General features: G+C 43.6%; 14 protein-coding genes. 6 read left to right on the plus strand and 8 right to left on the minus strand.

Features of this window, described 5'->3' with window-relative positions; all coding sequences use genetic code 11:
* The first annotated feature begins 62 nt into the window (after positions 1–62).
* Positions 63–2,375: a methyl-accepting chemotaxis protein gene (locus ELZ11_RS09465; protein WP_137357161.1), complete on the plus strand. Its 2,313-nt coding sequence runs from the start codon at positions 63–65 to the stop codon at positions 2,373–2,375.
* Between the two features lie 130 nt (positions 2,376–2,505).
* Here ELZ11_RS09465 and ELZ11_RS09470 read toward each other — a convergent pair whose 3' ends face one another.
* Together ELZ11_RS09470 and ELZ11_RS09475 are read right to left on the minus strand one after the other, a co-directional pair.
* Complete coding sequence (locus tag ELZ11_RS09470) at positions 2,506–3,603, minus strand: DUF3541 domain-containing protein (RefSeq protein ID WP_137357162.1); 1,098 nt, start codon at positions 3,601–3,603, stop codon at positions 2,506–2,508.
* A 177-nt stretch (positions 3,604–3,780) separates the two neighbouring features.
* Positions 3,781–5,838 carry an alkyl/aryl-sulfatase gene (locus ELZ11_RS09475; protein ID WP_137357163.1) on the minus strand — a complete coding sequence of 686 codons (2,058 nt, stop codon included), beginning with the start codon at positions 5,836–5,838 and terminating at the stop codon, positions 3,781–3,783.
* 107 nt (positions 5,839–5,945) lie between these two features.
* Here ELZ11_RS09475 and ELZ11_RS09480 point away from each other — a divergent pair, with 107 nt between their 5' ends.
* From ELZ11_RS09480 to ELZ11_RS09495, 4 genes are all read left to right on the plus strand, one after another.
* The gene (locus ELZ11_RS09480) at positions 5,946–6,851 is read left to right on the plus strand and encodes a LysR family transcriptional regulator (RefSeq protein ID WP_137357164.1); all 906 of its coding nucleotides are present in this window, start codon (positions 5,946–5,948) and stop codon (positions 6,849–6,851) included.
* A 155-nt stretch (positions 6,852–7,006) separates the two neighbouring features.
* A complete protein-coding gene (locus tag ELZ11_RS09485; protein WP_137357165.1) occupies positions 7,007–8,374 on the plus strand; it encodes a diguanylate cyclase in 1,368 nt (455 codons plus the stop codon).
* Between the two features lie 141 nt (positions 8,375–8,515).
* The gene (locus ELZ11_RS09490; RefSeq protein WP_137357166.1) at positions 8,516–10,015 is read left to right on the plus strand and encodes a DEAD/DEAH box helicase; all 1,500 of its coding nucleotides are present in this window, start codon (positions 8,516–8,518) and stop codon (positions 10,013–10,015) included.
* Positions 10,016–10,243: 228 nt separating this feature from the next.
* Positions 10,244–11,146 (plus strand): LysR family transcriptional regulator, encoded by a 903-nt coding sequence (locus ELZ11_RS09495; RefSeq protein WP_137357167.1) that lies wholly within the window; start codon positions 10,244–10,246, stop codon positions 11,144–11,146.
* Between the two features lie 452 nt (positions 11,147–11,598).
* Here ELZ11_RS09495 and ELZ11_RS09500 read toward each other — a convergent pair whose 3' ends face one another.
* Positions 11,599–13,116, minus strand: coding sequence for a DUF3612 domain-containing protein (locus ELZ11_RS09500; RefSeq protein WP_137357168.1), 1,518 nt, complete (start codon positions 13,114–13,116; stop codon positions 11,599–11,601).
* A 239-nt stretch (positions 13,117–13,355) separates the two neighbouring features.
* Here ELZ11_RS09500 and ELZ11_RS09505 point away from each other — a divergent pair, with 239 nt between their 5' ends.
* Positions 13,356–13,931, plus strand: coding sequence for an aldolase/citrate lyase/malate synthase family protein (locus ELZ11_RS09505; RefSeq protein ID WP_137357169.1), 576 nt, complete (start codon positions 13,356–13,358; stop codon positions 13,929–13,931).
* A 122-nt stretch (positions 13,932–14,053) separates the two neighbouring features.
* Here ELZ11_RS09505 and ELZ11_RS09510 read toward each other — a convergent pair whose 3' ends face one another.
* The 5 genes from ELZ11_RS09510 to ELZ11_RS09530 form a co-directional block, all read right to left on the minus strand.
* Positions 14,054–15,070 carry a GGDEF domain-containing protein gene (locus ELZ11_RS09510; protein ID WP_137357170.1) on the minus strand — a complete coding sequence of 339 codons (1,017 nt, stop codon included), beginning with the start codon at positions 15,068–15,070 and terminating at the stop codon, positions 14,054–14,056.
* A gap of 257 nt (positions 15,071–15,327) precedes the next feature.
* Complete coding sequence (cspE, locus tag ELZ11_RS09515) at positions 15,328–15,540, minus strand: transcription antiterminator/RNA stability regulator CspE (protein WP_137357171.1); 213 nt, start codon at positions 15,538–15,540, stop codon at positions 15,328–15,330.
* Between the two features lie 302 nt (positions 15,541–15,842).
* Positions 15,843–17,120, minus strand: a complete 1,278-nt coding sequence (locus ELZ11_RS09520; protein WP_137357172.1) for a cytosine deaminase — start codon at positions 17,118–17,120, stop codon at positions 15,843–15,845.
* A gap of 9 nt (positions 17,121–17,129) precedes the next feature.
* Positions 17,130–18,368, minus strand: a complete 1,239-nt coding sequence (gene codB / locus ELZ11_RS09525; RefSeq protein WP_137357173.1) for a cytosine permease — start codon at positions 18,366–18,368, stop codon at positions 17,130–17,132.
* A 333-nt stretch (positions 18,369–18,701) separates the two neighbouring features.
* A complete protein-coding gene (locus ELZ11_RS09530; RefSeq protein WP_137357174.1) occupies positions 18,702–19,601 on the minus strand; it encodes an AraC family transcriptional regulator in 900 nt (299 codons plus the stop codon).
* Positions 19,602–19,668 lie beyond the last annotated feature (67 nt).

The following is a 19,668-nucleotide window of genomic DNA, read 5'->3' on the forward strand; positions in this document are numbered from 1 at the left end:
TGGTGCGTGTTGCATCGCTTAGGTCGTAATAGAAAGGCTCAGTATTTACTGGGAGGGTTCAGATGAAGATTGCAACAAAAATAATATTAGCATGCACAGCCTTATGTGCGATTGGGGTAGTAGTAAGTGGTGGATTTGTTGGGTGGAAGGCTTCTGGGCTTTCGGAAAGTGCGCTGTACCAACGAGCTTCAGACCAACTTCTATCTGTTCGGGAAATTAAGAAAAACGAAATCGAGCGCTACTTCGATCTCATTCACTTCCAAGTTGAAACTTTGGCTGATGACCATGCCACAGAACAAGCCTTGATGTATTTCACTAAAGCCTTTAACGAATATCCTGTTAACCGAGTGAGCAGTGGTGATATTCGTCAACTAGAGAATTACTACTCTAGCCAGTTTGGTGCGACTTATCGTGAGCGAAATGGTAACGCGTCGGCGAATGAATCCGACCGATTGCGTCAGGTTTCTCCCATAGGGAAAGCCCTTCAAGCGCGCTATATCGGTGTGAACCAGAATCCTTTGGGCGAAAAACACCTTCTTGATTATGACAGCCTAAATACCGAATACGACGAGGTTCATAAGGAATATCATGGGCCTATTCGTCACTTCCTTGAAGCTTTCGGTTACTACGATATCTTTTTAGTAGATTTAGAAGGTAACGTGGTTTATTCCGTTTTCAAGGAGCTGGATTTTGGTACTAACCTAATGTCCGGCCCATACAGCTCAAGCGGTTTGGCAACGGCCTATAAACAGGCGCGAGGGCTAAGTAAAGACCAATATCACCTAGAAGATTTTTATCCTTATTATCCTTCCTATGAAGCGGCGGCATCGTTTATTGCTGCCCCAGTGTTTGATCACGGAACTAAGATTGGTGTTTTAGTTTTCCAAATGCCGGTGGACGCGATCAATAGCATTATGACCTTTGAAGAAAACTGGCAGGTCGCCGGGTTAGGGGAGAGCGGGGAAGCGTATCTTATTGGGCCCGATATGTTGATGCGAAGCCAATCTCGTTTCTTACTGGAAAATCAAGCTGACTATCTAACGGCGCTTCAAGGGGCTGGGATCCCAAATTCTGTACTCGACAACATTAAAGGTAAGGGCTCTTCAGTAGGCTTTCAACCGGTTAAATCAGTAACTGCTGAAAGAGCCATTTCGGGGCAAAGTGGTGTCCAGGTTGTGAATGACTATCGAGGCGTTCCTGTTCTATCAGCGTACGCTCCAATTGATGCCGCTGGCTTGAAATGGGCGATCTTGACTGAGATTGATGAAGCAGAAGCCTTGGCGGATATTGCGGTACTCAATCAATCGGTATTCACCACAGTGGTGATCAGTATTGTGGTGATCATGGCGGTTGCTGTGGTGTTCTCATACATAGTCGGGAGCAGTATTTCTCGGCCAATTCGCTTGGCATCAACCAAAGTTCAGGCGATCAGTGCAAATAATGATTTAACTTCAAGGTTGGACGTCCACGGGAAAGATGAGATGACAGACTTGTCTAATTCTTTGAATAACTTGTTTGAACAGTTACAAGGAATGATCACTGAGTTTGCTACCGCAACGGATACCTTGAATCAGAATACTCAATCGATGTCTGAGAATATGAACAGCACCCGTAATGCCGTTGCTGAACAAAGTCACCGAACGGATTCTGTTGCGACGGCCGTTAACGAAATGAGCGCGTCTATTTCGGAAGTGGCGCAGTTTGCGAACCGAGCGGCAGACTCGGTGAAAATGGCGAATGACACGGGTACTCAAAGTAAAGAAGTGGGCGAGTCTCTGGGGACAGAGATGTCAGAGATTAATGCACAAATGCAAATCGCGGTAGAAGCCATTGAACGCTTACACAGTGAAAGTAACTCTATTGCAGAAGTGCTGGACGTGATTCAGGGGATTGCTGAGCAAACTAACTTGCTCGCACTGAATGCCGCAATAGAAGCAGCCCGAGCTGGGGAGCAAGGCCGCGGGTTTGCTGTGGTAGCCGATGAAGTGCGATCACTTGCGAGCCGTACCCAAGATTCTACGGAAGAAATCCGAGCGAAGATCGAAGCGCTGCAAAAAGAAACGGCTAGTGTATCGAAAGGGATAGAAAATGCGAATAGCTCGGTGATCAAAGGGGTAGAAACTTGTGGTCAAAACACCGAAATGCTGTCTCAGATCGTAGGTATGCTGACAGAGCTAAATGAAATGAATGTTCAAATCGCGGCAGCGACTGAGGAGCAGAAAGCGGTAACCGATGAAATAAGCAGCAGTATTACTTCCATTGCCGATGCATCTTCTGAAGTGTCAGCGCAAGTGAATGATGTAGATGAAGTACTAGGTGGTTTATCTCGCCAAGCAGATAGCCTAAACACTGAAATCGAGAAATTTAGGTACTAAGTTTCGACATAGCAGCAGAATTTAGACTTTAGAATGATTTGAAAACATAAAGTAAAGCCCTTTGATATGCTGTGTATCAAAGGGCTTTTTATTAAACACGGTTAGTGAATCTGAGTCTAACCTTGATGGACTATTCGTCTTCGATTCTTGGAACCAAACCGTAAGGCAGATTTGAGAATACCTTAGGGTGCTGATCAAACGTTGGCGCTTCGTTCACTTCTTGCCAGTCAAGTAACATGATCGCCAATACGTTGCGGTGCTCACCGTAAGTAAGGTCGAAATCACCAGTTACCGATGGGATCATACCTTGTTCTTTATCGATTGATGCTTGAATCGCTTGACGGGTCTTCTGCACAACTGGATCATCTTCAAGTCCTGCAAGTAGGAACGTAATCCCGACTTCAGCAATGACATCTTCCTTTGCGCGTAGCAAAATAGTGTCGATGTTGGCGCGGAAGTAATCGTAGATCCACTGATGTTTTTCTTCGCTTACTTGATGTTGGTAGTATTCAGAGTCGCCAAAGATGATGTGAGTCATACCATAGAGCTTGTTACCAAATTGCTGCTTCGAAAGCTTTTTGTCTTCGCTATCTGGGTAAGCAGCTTTGAAAGCCTCAGTAAACTCAGACACTACATCTTGCTCACCTAGCTGTCTTAGCCAATAGACTTGGTTAGCCAGTTGAGCGGCCCACGCTTTGATCATTTCATGATCCGTCGCGTAGCGAGAAAAATCGTAGCGGCGAATGATTTCACGAAGCTGTTTATCATCTTGGTGCTTTAATTCGTATTCGTTCGCACGAGCCATTGAACCTAGCAGGTCAACACCAAGGTAAAGGTATTCTGGCATGTGCTTTGTAACGTTGTAGCGTCGTACACTTCGCTCGTCATCATCACCAATATAAGCTGACAATCTTTTTTCTGAATACAAGACGATCTGCTCTTGGGTGTTAATTTCTTCAGAGAAGCGATTTAAACGACTCGCGACACGAGCCATGTCGCTCCACACCGCTGCCGAATATTTTTCATCTTCGGTTTGGCGAAACATTCTTAGGCCGTAATGGCCTTCTTTGAAGGCAGGTAATGTAAAAAGTTGGCTTTCATAGGTTTGGCGAATGACGTCAGCCGACTGCTCGAAGCTAAAGGAAGAATTGGAATCATTTTTGGCGAACGAACCAAAAGAGGCGGTGGCGCCAAGTAAAAGGCACAGAGTTAGTTTTGTTAGTTTCATGTTATAGACACCGAACCAATGAATATGAGCGTTGCAAGTTATCACCCAAACCTGTCATTCGTGTAAGGCTAGCGTCAGAACCGCGTAAGAGTTAATAAATTAAGGGTAATATATTGAAGTAGCTTAAGCATTAAAAAAGGGCCAAACGGCCCTTTTTCTTGGTTTAAGTGAACGATTTTAGTGTTTGTGGTTATCACTATCTAGGTGGTAAAGGTGAGCATCCACTTCGTGACCTTTCATTGGGCGAGGCACGATTTCGAATGCGCTATCAAATTCAATAGAAGCCGCGGCCAGTTTTTCAAAGACACTTGCGTCGCCTTTAATGCCAGCTTGTTTGGTTTCTAACAAATCTTTTAGCGAAGTTTTGCCAAGCAGAATCTTTGTGACATCCGATTTGTTGATGTACAAGGTTGCCTCTGCGTCACGAATCTTATCGACTAAGCCATTGTTTAAGTTACCGTTAGACATTTCTACGAAATACGTTTCATCTAAATCTGGAATCACTACGTTTAAGGTAAACGGAGTATGTTGTGCAATGGTTGAATCTACTTTTACTGCCATGTAATCAAGCAAGTTAGTGATAGACATTTCAGCGAGTACATCAGGAGACGCCGTTTTTGGTGTGCCTGGTAACGTACCGACACGTAGCTCTTGCGCACCCGTTAGGTAGGTGTTTCTCCAGCCCATCGTTTCAGATTGATAGCCTAGTTGTTCATAAGTGTCGGCCAAAAGCTTACGAGCCTCGTCGTTTTCTGGTTCCGCATTTACGACTTTGTTAAGCACTGTTGCAACGAAACGATATTCGCCTTTTTCAAAGTCGGCTTGTGCTTTCTCAACAATCACTTCGCTACCCCCCATGTAATCAACAAATTTTGCGGCTTCTTGATCTGTTGGTAATGGGTTTAAGTTCGCGGGGTTCATATCAAAGTAACCTAGGTACATGTTGTATACCGCTTTCGCATTGTGGCTGTATGAACCGTGGTAGCCATTGGTATGCCAAGCTTGCTGGATAGAATCCGGCAGCGCTTCGACTACCGCATCGCCAATGTCTTGCAATACAACTCCGTTATTGGCTAAACGTAATGTTTGGTTATGAACGAAGCCATAGTTGTCGCGCTGCATCTTCATAAAGTCGGTAACTTCTTCATTCCCCCAGATTGGTGATGAGTGAGAACCAAACAAGACGTCGATATCGCTGCCCCATGCATTGATCATTTCGTTGATGTCTTTCGACCATTTCAACGCATCACGAACTTTTGCGCCGCGTAGTGTGTAGATATTGTGCATTCCGTGATACATCATTTCGCCAGTCCAAAGGGCGTTCATGGATGGAATGAATGTCGCCATACCTGAAGGCGCCTCAGTGCCTGCTGTGTCAATGAACACCATTTCTACGCCGTCTATGGTTAGCGTTTCGAACTTCTCTTTGGTATTCAACTTGATGTCTGGCTTGACGTAGGTGATGTCACCTTTAGAAATCGCTTTACCTAGCCCCGCGTCCACAATCCCGTGATCGTGCGCACCGAGTGTTGCGCCGTATTGGTAAGCCGTTCGACGAGACATAGCATTACCCGCTAATACGTTCTCATCGACCGTTTCTTTAGTCATGTTGTTTGGAGCGTAGACGGTTATCTCTGGGAACATCTCTTGAATGGCACGAGAGCCACCAAAGTGATCAGCATGGCTGTGCGAATAAATCATCGCAACTATTGGTAGATCTCCGCCTTCAGGGACATTTTCCAAGAAGAACTTGGTCGATGTTTCTGCCGCCTGTTTAGTCAGCAATACGTCGTAAACGATCCAGCCGGAGTCACTGCGAATGAAAGTGATATTGGATAAGTCAGTACCGCGAACTTGGTAAATTCCCTCACGAACTTCGTAGAGGCCTGAAGCGGTGTTGTTTACTTGAGCCTGACGGTATAAAGATGGGTTAACTGAATCTGCGATTTCATCTTGGCTGATGAAGTCGTAGTTTGAACGCATGATATCCAGAGACTCTTGGTTCAGTGGTTTGATTAACCCTTTGTTGTTGCGTTCAAAAGCGTCGCGGTCTTGCCAGTTTAGTGTTTGGCTAAACGCCTTGTTTGATTCGATGGTGTGTGAGGTGGCGGCTTTACCGTTGACTTCTAACTCTCCGTGTACATGGTCATGGTCGTGATTAGCGGCGGATACCGGGAATGCAAAAATTACTGCCAGTGCCAATGTCGCTTTTTGGTTTTTAAGTAGAGTGGTCATAGTTACCTCAGTTGGGTCTCTTGTTTCGTTGAGCCCACTTTAACCAAATGACACATAGCCAAAAATAAAGTAAGGTTTATATTAAACATAACTAATGGCTATGTGTTATGACTGAACAAACTCGAAATCGTCTAGACTTAAACTTACTCACCGTATTCTTAGAGGTCTTTCGTTTACGATCGATCACTCGCGCGGCCGAATCGCTAGAGATGACGCAACCTGGTGTCAGTGGTGCGCTTAAACGTTTGCAAGATCAACTGAAGGCCGAGTTGTTTGTCCGAGAAGGGCGTGGGATTTCACCAACACATGTGGCTACCCAATTGGCCAATGAAATAGGCCCAGCGTTTGGAGAGATTGATAGCGCTCTGGGCAATATCAAACAATTCGATCCATCTCGCCCTAAGGTATTTAAAGTGCTAGTAAACGAAATGGCCTTGGTTAACTATCAGCCCTTAGTGGAGGCGGATCTACATTTAGGGAATGTGACCATTCAGTTTGCTATCGCACCGAGTGATGAAGAGAAAATGCTGCAGCAATTGAGCATGCAAAAAGCGGATCTCGCAATCGACTTACAGCCCAACCTCGGGGCTGCCTACAAAACGCAATCTTTGTTTAGAGATGAAATCGTAGTCGTGGCACGTGAGGGGCATCCTCGGATAGTCAATGCGATTTCTCAATCAGAGTTTTACCAAGAAACCCATATTACTTTGCGTTTACGTCGATCTAATAAATATGCAGCGGATGTCTTTACCAAAGAATCATTGCTAGAGAGGAAAGTCGGTGCGGAATGCGACTCAATGATGTCGATGATGGCTTTAGTGTCAACATCTGATTGTATTGGAACCATTACTCGCAGCTTAGCCAATCGCTATGCCTCTCGGTTCGGCTTGAACGTCCTAGAATTGCCTTTTGAAACTTTTCCAGTAGAGCAGCATATGATTTGGCATTCTCGAACCCAATTTAGCCCGGCACACAAATGGTTACGAGAGAGAATCACTTCATATCAAATTTAATTGTAAACAGCGAAACTGCTTTCATTTGCGATGTCACATTTAGAGAAAGAATTAATCAAAACCATGAACAACGCAGGCTTATGGTTTATCCTTAATGATAAATAACTTGCTAAGCGCATAATAAGAAAAATATCGTTATTATTAGAGGATATTGAATGCTAAACCTATCGAGCAAACAATGGTCCATTAACCTATTGTTGTTAGTTTTTGTGTTGCTCGCCGGTGGAATGATCGAAGTTCTTCATCGAAATCAAATCGCTTTTCTTGAAAACCAGTCTGTATCCGTCGCCAAAAAACATTTATCTGTGATCCGATCTAAATTGGAAGCTGCGATTGTGGCTGACATTTATGTGATCAATAGCCTTTCGACCTTAGTGACTGTAAATCCTGATTCCAGCTTCAGTGAGTGGGAAAAGATCGCGGCTAGCGTTATTCGCGAAGGAACTCATGTGAAAGTGATTGGCTTAGCCAAAGACGACAAAATCAATTTTATCTATCCGCTGAGAGGCAATGAACGCGCGCTCGGCTTGGATTACCGTAAAGTGCCCGAACAGTGGGCGACGGTACAAATGGCCAAAAAGATTGAGCAAATTTTCATAGCTGGTCCGGTCAATCTAGTCCAAGGGGGACGAGGTCTCATTGCCCGTTTACCTATCTTTATCGATCCGCCTTTTAATCTCCAATATTGGGGGGTATGCAGTGCAGTGATAGATTTGGATTCGTTGTTTAATGAGGTTGGTGTTGGTGCCTTTGAACATAAGTATCTTTTAGGTATTCGAGGGCAAGACAGTTCTGGACAGAATGGCCCTATTTTCTATGGTTCAAAAAAGATCTTCGATAATGCGTTTGCGACAGAAAAAGTAAACTTCCCTTATGGTGGTTGGAGTTTAGCGGTGTCGATGGATAAGGACATTCTCGCTGACGTTGCTTGGTATCGTGTCTATATTGTTTATCTGATCGGCTATCCGGTGCTGTTGCTCCTTGTAGCCGCTTTCATGATGATATTCAGGCTCTATAGCATTGCCCATAGCCGTTCTCTGCATGACGCGTTGACGAAATTGCCTAACCGCCGTTATTTCATGTACAGCTTGAATCAATTGTTTGATCACGCCAAACGTTTCGGGACTGAGCGATTTGCTGTACTGAATATCGATCTCGATAAATTTAAAGTCATCAACGATACCTACGGACACGCAGCAGGGGACAAGGTGCTGATTGCGTGTGCGGAGCGGATTAAAAACGTGTTGAGAAGTTCAGACATTGTTGCACGGATTGGTGGCGATGAATTCCTCATTCTGTTGCCTAGGATCATCGATGACGATAACGTTTCGGTTATTAACCTAGAATTACAGAAAGCCATTTGTAGCACGCCAGTGATATATGAACAGCATTTGATTTACCTTGAAGTTAGCGTGGGATGGGCGACTTACAATTCGAATCTGCGAGATGTGGATTCGTTACTAAAGATGGCCGACGAGAAAATGTATGCTGAAAAACGTGGGGTAAGGGCGATTCAGCGCTAAGTGTAGAATTTGGTTGCTGTATCTGGGGAAAAGCCTCAGAATGTCGCGCTTCGCTCAAGAAAGCGAATGTTTGAAGCTGTGTTTTCTACTGAGTCATTTTTACAGCTTTACTTTATTGTTATTAAATTGAGAAATATATCTATGAGTTTTACCTCTTTGGGCCTTTCTGCTCCAATCCTTAAAGCAATTGAAGAGCAAGGTTACGACAAGCCATCGCCAATCCAAGAGAAAGCTATTCCAGCGGTTCTGCAAGGCAAAGATGTGATGGCTGCGGCCCAAACGGGTACAGGTAAAACGGCGGGCTTTACATTACCTATTCTGGAAATGTTGTCTAAAGGCCCACGTGTTCGCCAAAACCAGGTACGTGCTTTAGTTCTGACTCCAACTCGCGAATTAGCTGCACAAGTAAATGGCAGTGTTGTGAAGTATGGTTTGAACTTACCGCTGACATCTAGCGTAGTGTTTGGTGGTGTTAAGATTAACCCTCAAATGCAAAAATTGCGTAAAGGTAGCGACGTACTTGTGGCAACACCAGGCCGTTTATTGGATCTCTACAATCAAAACGCAGTACGTTTCGATCAACTCGAAATTCTAGTCTTAGATGAAGCCGATCGCATGCTAGACATGGGCTTTATTCGTGACATCCGTAAGATCTTAGCTTTCTTACCTAAGAAGCGTCAAAACCTACTATTCTCTGCAACGTTTTCTGATGATATTCGTAGCCTAGCAAAAGGGCTGGTGAACAACCCTGTTGAGATTTCAGTTAACCCAGCTAACTCAACTGCGAAAACGGTTGAACAGAGTATTTATCCTGCGGACAAAAAGAAAAAGGGCCCAATGCTGGCGAAGCTGATCAAAGATAACGATTGGCATCAAGTTTTGGTATTTAGTAAGACTAAACACGGTGCAAACCGTTTATCTCGCTACTTAGAAGATCAAGGTATTACTTCAGCTCCTATTCACGGCAACAAGAGCCAAGGCGCGAGAACCAAAGCGCTAGAAAATTTTAAAACGGGTCAGGTTCGTGTGTTAGTGGCTACCGATATTGCAGCGCGTGGTATTGATATCCCGCAGTTACCTCAAGTTGTTAACTTCGACTTACCGCATGTATCAGAAGATTATGTTCACCGTATTGGTCGTACAGGACGTGCGGGTGAAGCTGGCAAAGCCATTTCATTGGTGAGCGCTGACGAAGCTTCAGAGCTATTTGGTATTGAGCGCTTGATCCAGCAAGTGCTCGTTCGTCATGAACTTGAAGGTTTTACACCAACGAACAAGCTGCCTGAGTCACGTTTAGACACGCGTCCAATCAAACCTAAGAAACCTAAAAAGCCGAAGAAACCAAAGTCTGAGCATGCCGATGGTCAGCGTTCGGGTGATAATGCACGTGGTCATAAGCCAGCAGGTAAGAACAAGCGCCATGTGGCGGGGAATGGTTCAGCGCCTAAGCGTAAGCCAGCACCTAAAGGAAATAAAGACGGCGCGGTCGGTGGTGAAGAAGCAACTGTAAAGAACAATGGCCAAAACTTTAAACGTAGAAGTGGTGCTGGTAAGCCTAAATCTGGCAACCGCGCTGGTGGAGAGCGTCAACCTTCAGGTTATGGTTCAAAGAAGCCACGCTCAAGAAATCAATCTAGCTAGTTAGCGGATAGCTGCAGAGCCCTTAGGAGGCTGCTAGAGAGTTACTCACAAAAAAAGCGCATATCGTTATGATATGCGCTTTTTTTGTTGTGATGAAATGTCGGAATTTACCATTATGAAATGGATTTATAGGGTGTGCTATGGTGTCGTGCTTAAAGGATGATATAAGCGCATCCCTTTTTCTGTTTATATAGTGGCAGTGACAGGCGGATTTCGTATAGGGCTAGGATGAACACGAAAACAAATTTACTCGATGGCATCATTATTTTCTCAGAGGTGGTGAAAAGTGGCAGCTTCACCAAAGCGGCACACAACACCGGGCATTCCACTTCGTATATCAGTAAAGAAATAAACAAGCTGGAAGAGCGACTTGGCGTTCGCTTGCTACACCGTACAACGAGGACTTTAAGTTTAACCCCTGAAGGCGAAAGCTATTACGCGCAAAGCGTTCAGATAATAGATGATGCACTAAATGCTGAACTCTGCGTTACAGGCCAGCAGGGAGAGCCTCAAGGGATGTTACGTGTGAGCTGCCCGGTAAGTTTTGGCACAGCAAACTTAGCGCCTGTTTTAGCTAAGTTTACCCAGGCTTATCCTAAAATTGAACTCGAACTAGAGCTCAACGATCGCATGGTTGACGTGGTGTCAGAAGGTTTTGATATTGTTATTCGTGCCTCTAAAAAACTGGAGGACTCAAGTTTAGTTAGCCGTTTCATTATGGAGTCGTATGGTGTCACCGTTGCCACACCTGAGTACCTAAAGGCTTATGGACATCCAAGATCACCGTGCGAACTCACAGAGCATAAAGTGATTAATTACAGTTTGGCTAAGCAGCCTGATATTTGGGAATACATTAATTTAGATGGAGAGCCCATTTCAGTCCGCGTCAAAAGCTGCGTAAAAACCAACAGCCCGGAGCTTGAACGAGCTTTGTGTGTTGCTAGCCAAGGTATCACTCGCATCCCTATCTCTCATGTGGAAGGCGATTTGCAGAATGGTACTTTGGTTGAACTATTTGCAGATTACCCACGACTTCGTCTCGATTTGCACATGGTGTATCCAAGCCGAAAGCATGTATCGGCTAAGGTAAGGAGTTTTATTGATTTCGTGCTATCGGAGTTTGAAAACTAAGGGGATTGGACATCAAATAAAGTTAGATAATAACAACCTTCTCACTAGCAAATATCGGTTATGTTGCAAAATGCATTTGCATAATGCAAATTTGTTGGGGGGGATTTGGGTCAATAAGCGCCTGAATGCCTAATAAATGGTGGTTTTAAAGTTGGCACGCATAGTGCATTAATATAAATGACCCTTCTTAAGCCGAGGGTCACCTAGCCAACTGACGTTGTTAGTGAACCTGAATTGTTCACAAAAATATATAGCCAATCACCTAGTTCGTGATTGGTTTTTTTTTGCCAAAATTTCAGTAATGGTGTTTAAGTTTTCAAGTTATTGAGAGCAAATGTACCAGTAGTTTACCCAGTTACCTATAAAGCTAACCCAAGCCACCAGTTTAAAACGCGATATTAAAAACTGATGACTTGAAAGGGCACAGTGAGCTCTAGAAGGATGCTTGTGAGCTAGCCTTGGCATTTAGAGTAGCAACTAGGTTGTCTTGGACAGGCTGCGCCACGAGAACAAATGAGTCGGGCTTCTGTTTCAATTCCACGCTCGATCCAATTGATGTTTAGGATCTTGGCGATGGTGGTTAGATCCTTTTTGATGCTTCTTGGAATCGCGACTGAGCCACCATTACTTACACAAGAAGCTTTGAGCTCTTCAGCGATAGATCGAGCATTACCACCTTGCGCATCAATGGCTGGGTTTAAGTCGATACCAGCGCACAATACTCGGTTATTACCCGCAGGGTCTGTCATATTGATGGATTCACAACAATAGATTCGTGGTTCGTCACCAACATCGAGTATTGAGATCTGCGCTGAACTGCCCGCGACTGGTTCAGAAAGACGTCTTAGCACCGCCCAATGTTGACAAGGGTCCGCAACCGCTCGCATGTTGCCCCAAGGTAGGGGGATCCCATTCCCGCGATATACCGCCTTAAGTTTTCCTGGTCCGTAAGCATCGAAGTAGTGCCAATGCGGGTAAGGCGATACGACCGTCATTCTACGCATTGCTACGGACGGTGAAACGCCAGCTCGCTTATGTACGTCAATCTCGTAGCCGGTGCGGTCTAGCAGTTGTCTGAATGGCACTTTAGGGCATAGAAGGGCGCCGGCGAAGAAGCTAGATTCGAAGTCTCGCCAAGCTTGTAAAATGTCTTGAGAATTCAGTTGGGAAGATGGGTTCCCCGATTGACTATCATCCCAAGTATTATTATTGCCAACAGAAAGCACACTTTTTAGGCCTTCTTTGCTGTGCAAAATACAGTGGCCGATGTAGACAGACAGGTCATATTTAAGGCGAGTCGGGTACTCTTTTAGTATCTCGTTAAGGAAGATAGTACTAGGAGGTTCGAAGAACGAGGTGACTAGTTGCTTCGCTTTAATACCCAGCTCGTCGACCACATCTTGTGGTGTTCTTTTTACCCAGCGAATTTGTATACCAAGACTTTTAGCGATATCGATTAAGTCTTCGATACTCAAATTTAGACGCTTCAACCCAACTTCTTCAGCTGCTCGTTCTAAATCTGGGAAGTGATTTTGGTTACTTTCTTGGTGAGCACGAATCAACAAATGGGCAAACTGGCGGCCTGTCACACCGGTTTGAGAAAGCATCTCAGGAATAGCAATTTGTAGAATATCGTTGGAAAACAAGAAGCTTGGCTCGAGCGCCATACCACTTATTCCGCCGCGATTCCCTTTGTCTGGTGTGATTTCTTGTTGCTCAGGCTCATCGTCCAGAAACCAAGTTGGTTCTTTCTGAAATACTTCTGCAATCACTTCAAGCATATCGATACTTGGCACGCGCTTCCCCCGTTCAATCATCGAGAGGTAGGAAACCGATGGCGCGTATTCGGGGTTTATACGGATACAGCGGGCAGACAAATCCTCCATCGTGAGATGATTACGTTTCCTTAAGTTACGTATCTTTGTACCTAAGAAATGAGACTGACGAACTAAGCTTTTTGACAGGGCCATTTTGTAAAATTCACATTGTAAAATTTTTGTTGTGAAATTGTAGTCAAAAAAGCGCTAGTCTACATATTAAGCAATTCACAAAACGACGAACAAATTTAAAGTCAGTTTGGAATTATTGCTCTAGAACACAAAATTGGATGGCTAGCTGCAGAACATACAAGTAAAAATGGAACTTGGCCGCTGCAAAACTAGTGAATTAAACGGTGAATTGTCACCGAATTAGTCAAGAGGGAAAGACTATGAATATGCTTACTTTCGATAAAACAGAAATTGAACAACAAAACAAACCATTTATCGCTGAAGCAGTCTTTGCCGTAGAGACTATCAGCTCTAATCGACAAGATGAAAAGCAGATCAAAGCTAAACAGCTGCTTGATAGACTTTTCCCGCTAGAAAATGGTTCACACCAAGACGTAACCAGCTATGTTATTGATTACCGACATATTCTGGCTTACTTCAAAGACGGTCAGCATAGTGGCCTGAAGCACCCGAAACACTTTGTTGCTTACATGGGGGAGAAATCGGATCCTGATTCAATCCTATTTAAAGATGGAAGTGGTAGTCACCTTGAAGTGATGTTCGGTTGCCATAAAGGCACTGGCTGTGTAGAGCTGATTGATATTTCCGACATTCAATTAGAAACATGCACGACATTTAGTCAAATCCCTACTGAATCGAGCATGGCGGCAATGCGTCACTGGATCAGCTTAGTAAGAGGTGACGAGAAAGGTAAGCCAAAAGCGTGCAGTGAAGATAAAGAATTTACATCGAAATGTGGTGAAGACTACCGACTTGATTACAGCTTCAATATTTAAATTGAAAGTAAAAAGGCCGCTCAATAGAGCGGCCTTTTTGTATTGTGTTCAAATAGAGCGATGTAACTTTTGCTCTAATTTACTTTCATGCTTTAGGTAACTTCTCGCTTCTAATTTCTAATTTAGAGCGGCATTACTCGGTTTCGTCCAAGAGACTTCGCTTCATATAGGAGCTTATCGGCTTTGTCGATTAGCGACTCTGCAGTGTCACCAGGTTTGAATTCTGTTACGCCAAAGGAAGCGGTGATATTCGCAACTTGTTGTCCGCTTCTGCGATCTTTAATGGAAAGCTTTTCAATAGCGCGTCGGTTTGTCTCAGCGAATTGGCGGGCGATACGTAAGGATTTGTTTGGAACAATCAGTGCAAACTCTTCGCCACCAAAACGATACGCGGTGATGCCTTCACGACAACTTAGCTGTAGCTTTCTTGCTAAGCTTTTTATTACGGTATCCCCAAATAGGTGACCATAGGTATCGTTGAAGTTCTTGAAATAATCGATATCAAGTAAAATCAAACACATAGTTTGATTTGTTTCACAGAGAGTTCTTAAATCGTTATCAAAAGAGCGTCGATTGTATAAGCTTGATAAGCTGTCAAACATCGCATCTTTTTGAACTTCCATTAACTGACTTTTAAGCTTCGCAATTTCAGAGCTAGCGTTATTCAATTGAGAATTCAAAAACTGAGTTGAGTGGCGTATGTCGCGAGATTCAGAAACTAAGTGTCTAACTAGTCCCATTACCTCATCGATAGACATCCCCTCATTATCAAATTGGGAAAGTTCACCAAAGCTTTTATCAATCATTTCAGAAAAAGCTGAAGTATCAGCGATGGTATCGTTCATTGAACTGGCAACTTCAGTCACCAGAACTTCAATACTTGCACGGAGGTCGCGCATGTTGGTTTCGGCCTTGGCCGCAACGTAATTATTGTAGAGTTGTTCACCGGCTGAAGGAGGGCAGATACCATATTGCTCAAGAACATTGTCCATGTCTTGATTGAGCTGGGGGATCGCGTTGTCTACGTAGGTATACCACAAAGCATAATTCGCTGGTGTAGTTGATACGCGATTTTTCATCATTAGCGGGACTGCTTTTTTTAAGTTAGCGGTCGATTTTTGAAATTCGTCTTTATCCATTATTATTACTGCAAACTGAAACACCACTAGTTAACTTAGTACTAAGGTTAGCGGATTTTTTAATGATTTGCCTTAAATATTATAAGATTAATTACATGAAAACTTTATAAAACATCAAGTTTAGTGATAATTGAGTTACTAAGGGAAAGGGGAGGTTTAGTGAGAAAGGGAGAGGGAAATCGGACTATTAAATTGCAGATACAAAAAAGCGCCGATAAAAATCAGCGCCTTAAAATTCTTTATTAGCTAAATGCTAATTATTGAGCAACAACGTTTGCTGCTTGTAGGCCTTTTTGACCGTTTTCAACTTCGAAAGTAACCTTTTGGCCTTCTTTCAGAGTTTTGAAGCCTTCTGAAGCGATAGCGCGGAAGTGTACGAATACGTCAGCACCGCCGTTGTCTTGAGAAATGAAGCCGAAACCTTTCTCTTCGTTAAACCATTTTACAGTGCCAGTATTTGTGTTAGACATAATTTGTCCCTTATTCATAAATTTTCTAAATTGTTGTTTGCATTAACTGCAACGCGCTGTTACTTAAAATTATTTAATATTGCTAAGAAATAAGGAAAAACTACTTACAAATACGTGTTACGAATTTACTTGTCACTTTTACTTCACTCTAACTTAAATAACTCTGGCTAACAGAGCGAGTGAATCATAACACGTATACAGCGAATGTACATGGTTTGTTGTGAATTAAATGAAAATAATTTGGTATGAGCGTATATGAACAAAGGGAGCCGAAGCTCCCTTTTTATCAAACTGAAAAAAGCTTAACGTTTGAACGTAACTTCTTCGTTTGTCTCTAAGTTAATCTGGGTCTTCGCTGGTTGTGTTTCAGCAATGACTTTACCGTGTCTCACTGAGAAACGAACTGGAACTTGTCGACGTACTGCATCAAAGCCGTTCTCTGCTGGTAGGATTAATAAGCTACCAGGTTTACCTTCTTCAATACCAAAGGCGTCTTGGATATTTAAAGTGCGCGCTGAGTTCTTGCTGATTAGGTCTAGCGACTGATTGATTTGGTCGTAGCCCATTACTTGCGTCACGTGTAAGCCCATATGAAGAACTTGAAGCATGTTAGCTGTGCCAAGTGGATACCAAGGGTCGAACACGTCATCGTGGCCGAAACAAACATTAATGTTGGCCGCCAGCATTTCTTTAACGCGAGTTACACCTCGACGTTTCGGGTAGTCGTCGAAGCGTCCTTGTAGGTGAATATTTACCAGCGGGTTTGCAACAAAGTTGATGCCCGACATGCGTAATAAACGGAACAGGCGAGAAGCGTATGCGCCATTATAAGAGCCCATTGCCGTTGTGTGACTAGCGGTGACTTTATCGCCCATTTCGTATTTATGTGCCAATGCTGCAAGTGTTTCTACGAAACGAGATTGCTCATCGTCTATTTCATCACAGTGAACGTCGATTAGGCGATCGTACTTACGCGCTAATTCGAACACATAGTGTAAAGATTCCACCCCATATTCTCGTGTGAATTCAAAGTGAGGGATTGCACCGATGACATCTGCGCCTAACTGTACAGCTTCTTCTAATAACTCTTTACCGTTAGGGTAAGACAAAATGCCTTCTTGAGGGAACGCGACGATCTGAATGTCTACCCATTCTTTCATTTCTTCACGAACTTCAACCATTGCTTTCAAAGCAATAAGCGTTGGATCCGAAACATCTACGTGGGTACGTACGTGCTGGACACCATTAGCAATTTGCCATTTCAGTGTTTGCTTAGCACGTGACTTTACATCTTCTACTGATAGTAACTCTTTGCGTTCAGACCAACGTTCGATACCTTCAAATAAAGTACCCGAAATATTCCAATTCGGCTCACCAGCGGTTTGAGTAGTATCCAGATGAATGTGAGGTTCACAGAATGGGGTAACCGCTAAGCCACCCTCCGCATCTAGTATGTCGCCTTGGTGAGAAAGTTCTGCATCGTTATCAACGATTTTTGTAAATTGACCGTTTTCAATCAGAATTTGCTTCAAGCCTTCTTCCGCTTGAATTTTTGCATTCTTGATGAGTAGTGTCGTCATTGTGGTTCCTTACGCTGGCTGTTGAGCCAGAGTTTCTTTGTTCAAAATTGGGTTCAGGATTAGGTAACTAATAGCGCCACCAAGTACAGCGTTCAAAGGTACTACTCCAGGTAAGAAGTGTCCTGCTGCCACGCCAAGAGCTACAGCGATTATGCCTGCCCAGTTTACGGTTTGGAATTCTGCTTTTGCAAAATCTTTGTAACGTTTACGATTTGCCATAAAGTCAGCAATGATAACGCCACCAATTGGTGGAATAGCTAATGATAAGAACGTTAGCCAGCCTACGAAGTTGTTGTATAGCCAAAGCGCGAAGATCGTACCGATAACCCCGTTAATGATAGACATTGCAGTGCTTGAGCGGCCAGTAATGTTTGAGAAGCCTAAACCTGAAGCATAAAGTGCGTTTTCGTTTGTTGTCCAAATGTTTAAACCTAAAACGATGATTGCTGGAAGGAGCAAGCCTTGAGCAATCATAACGTCGGAGATATCAGCTTGGCCTGTCGCCGCTGCGCCTGCTGCGCCAAAGATAAACATCAGTGAGTTACCGATAAAGAAAGCAACCATGGTCACTAGTACTGCGCTAGCTGGTTTTTTACCAAATCGCACGAAATCAGCAGTCAGTGTACCTGCGCTAACAAACGAACCTACCACCATGGCTAATGCCACTGAGAAGTCCATTGGAGTATCAGGCTGAATAAGCTGTAGCTGTTCTAAGCCACCAACGCTATCGACAGCCGTTAATACTGAGTAACCACCTAAAATCGCGATAGCCGGTACTGCAATCGCAGACAACACCATCAGTGCTTTTATACCGAAGTATACGGTTGCGGTCATCAATAAGCCTGAAACGATGATCAGTGTGTTGGTATCAATCCCCGTTGCCTTTTGTACTGGGATTGCAAACATAGCCACGCCCACACCAAACCAACCAACTTGTGTACCGCCAAGTAGAGCAGAAGGAAGCCAAGAGCCTTTAGTACCGAAAGAGAAACGAGCAAGAAGGTGAGTCGAGAGACCAGTTGAAGCGCCGATGTAGCCAAGAAAAGAAGTGTAAATACCGAGGATTAAGTTGCCGATGAGAACAGCGAGGAAGAAATCATTAAAGGAGAGACCAGTGCCGAGTGAACCGCCAGTCCACATGCTTGCAGAGAAGAAAGTCAGTCCTAACATTACCATAGTTAATGCAGGAACCCCTTTCCTAGCCGATGATGGAACCGGCCCAAGACTGTAGTTATTATCCGCAGCCATTTATTACCTCCGCAACGTAAATTATTAAATTATCCATGCCATTTTTCAGGCAAACGTGCGCATTATGGTGATCTAATTCGTATAGTCAATGATAAGTTTGTTAATAAAGTGTTTTAAATTCAACTTATTTAAAAATAAGTGTTATTTTTCAAGTGGTTATATTTCTATAAAGTGAATTAAATATTTGGGTAAACGTTTACTAATTGATGGGGTTCTGTACGTGAAGGGGAGTATTGAATGAACTGCGTAATTGTTCGATATGAATAGATGTCTGTATAGATCCTTGAATCGAAAAAGCCTTTCACTGACATGATGTTAGCGAAAGGCTAGCGGTTAAATGATTGCCACACAAAAGCTTACATCGGACGTTTCAGTTTCCAAATCGTAATGGTGGTATAACTCAAAGCATGGTCTGTCATCTGTCTCAATGCCTTGATTGACTACTTGATTCATTAAGTCGTCCCAAGCGAGAGAATATTGAGATTTGTCTGAAATCTTCTGTCTTATGCAGGCGTATTTTCCACCTGCAAACTCTTTTACTTCAATTCCTTTAGGGGGACTTATGTTAGGTGCGATAAATAGACAAATATCTGTCCTACATTTTTCAGCTGCTGTGATTTCAGGGTTATCGTGGTAGATAAATATCGAAGTGTTGCCAGCTAAGCCCTCTGGTTCGGCCCAACTGTAGAGTTGATTAGAGGCTGGTATATAGTTTTCACCATATGGCCCTGTGACTCTGATATAGGCAAGTTTCGTTGGTTCGAACGTTTTGATTTCCATATTGTTACTCCTATTACTGAACTCGAGATCAGTATAAGAAGGCGCATTAAAGAAAACGTGTCCATTCTTGCGAAGCGAGTGTCCGATCTTGCTACTTCTTAGAAGGTTAGAGAACTCATCGATAGTTGAACACTCACGGACTTGGCTAGGTGTTAAGTGAAACCTTTGTTTAAAAGCTTTCGCCATGCTTTGGGAGCTAGAAAAACCATAATCTAGTGCGACTGAAGTGATCGTTGGCTTCACATAAAATAATTCGTTGGCGATTGCTTCTAAGCGAAGTCTGCGGACATATTCGTTGAGTGTTTCTCCCACCACTACCTTGAAAATTCGATGGAAATGATAATGCGATAGGTGAGCCAGCTCTGCCACTTGCGTCAAATTGATAGGGTGATTGTAATTTGATTCTAAATGACGAATCACAGGTCGAAGCTTATCGGGATAGTTTGTCTTCATTGCATCACTGCGGTTAGCAAGGTTGATTCAGTGTAGCGAATCGAATTTATAGCGTGGGCATTGAAGC

The organism is Vibrio profundi (assembly GCF_005281835.1).
GTDB lineage: Bacteria > Pseudomonadota > Gammaproteobacteria > Enterobacterales > Vibrionaceae > Vibrio > Vibrio profundi.

Coding starts and splice junctions, on each gene's coding strand:
- ELZ11_RS09465 (WP_137357161.1), top strand. CDS start 63: ATGAAGATTGCAACAAAAATAATATTAGCATGCACAGCCTTATGTGCG.
- ELZ11_RS09470 (WP_137357162.1), bottom strand. CDS start 3,603: ATGAAACTAACAAAACTAACTCTGTGCCTTTTACTTGGCGCCACCGCC.
- ELZ11_RS09475 (WP_137357163.1), bottom strand. CDS start 5,838: ATGACCACTCTACTTAAAAACCAAAAAGCGACATTGGCACTGGCAGTA.
- ELZ11_RS09480 (WP_137357164.1), top strand. CDS start 5,946: ATGACTGAACAAACTCGAAATCGTCTAGACTTAAACTTACTCACCGTA.
- ELZ11_RS09485 (WP_137357165.1), top strand. CDS start 7,007: ATGCTAAACCTATCGAGCAAACAATGGTCCATTAACCTATTGTTGTTA.
- ELZ11_RS09490 (WP_137357166.1), top strand. CDS start 8,516: ATGAGTTTTACCTCTTTGGGCCTTTCTGCTCCAATCCTTAAAGCAATT.
- ELZ11_RS09495 (WP_137357167.1), top strand. CDS start 10,244: ATGAACACGAAAACAAATTTACTCGATGGCATCATTATTTTCTCAGAG.
- ELZ11_RS09500 (WP_137357168.1), bottom strand. CDS start 13,116: ATGGCCCTGTCAAAAAGCTTAGTTCGTCAGTCTCATTTCTTAGGTACA.
- ELZ11_RS09505 (WP_137357169.1), top strand. CDS start 13,356: ATGAATATGCTTACTTTCGATAAAACAGAAATTGAACAACAAAACAAA.
- ELZ11_RS09510 (WP_137357170.1), bottom strand. CDS start 15,070: ATGGATAAAGACGAATTTCAAAAATCGACCGCTAACTTAAAAAAAGCA.
- cspE (WP_137357171.1), bottom strand. CDS start 15,540: ATGTCTAACACAAATACTGGCACTGTAAAATGGTTTAACGAAGAGAAA.
- ELZ11_RS09520 (WP_137357172.1), bottom strand. CDS start 17,120: ATGACGACACTACTCATCAAGAATGCAAAAATTCAAGCGGAAGAAGGC.
- codB (WP_137357173.1), bottom strand. CDS start 18,368: ATGGCTGCGGATAATAACTACAGTCTTGGGCCGGTTCCATCATCGGCT.
- ELZ11_RS09530 (WP_137357174.1), bottom strand. CDS start 19,601: ATGAAGACAAACTATCCCGATAAGCTTCGACCTGTGATTCGTCATTTA.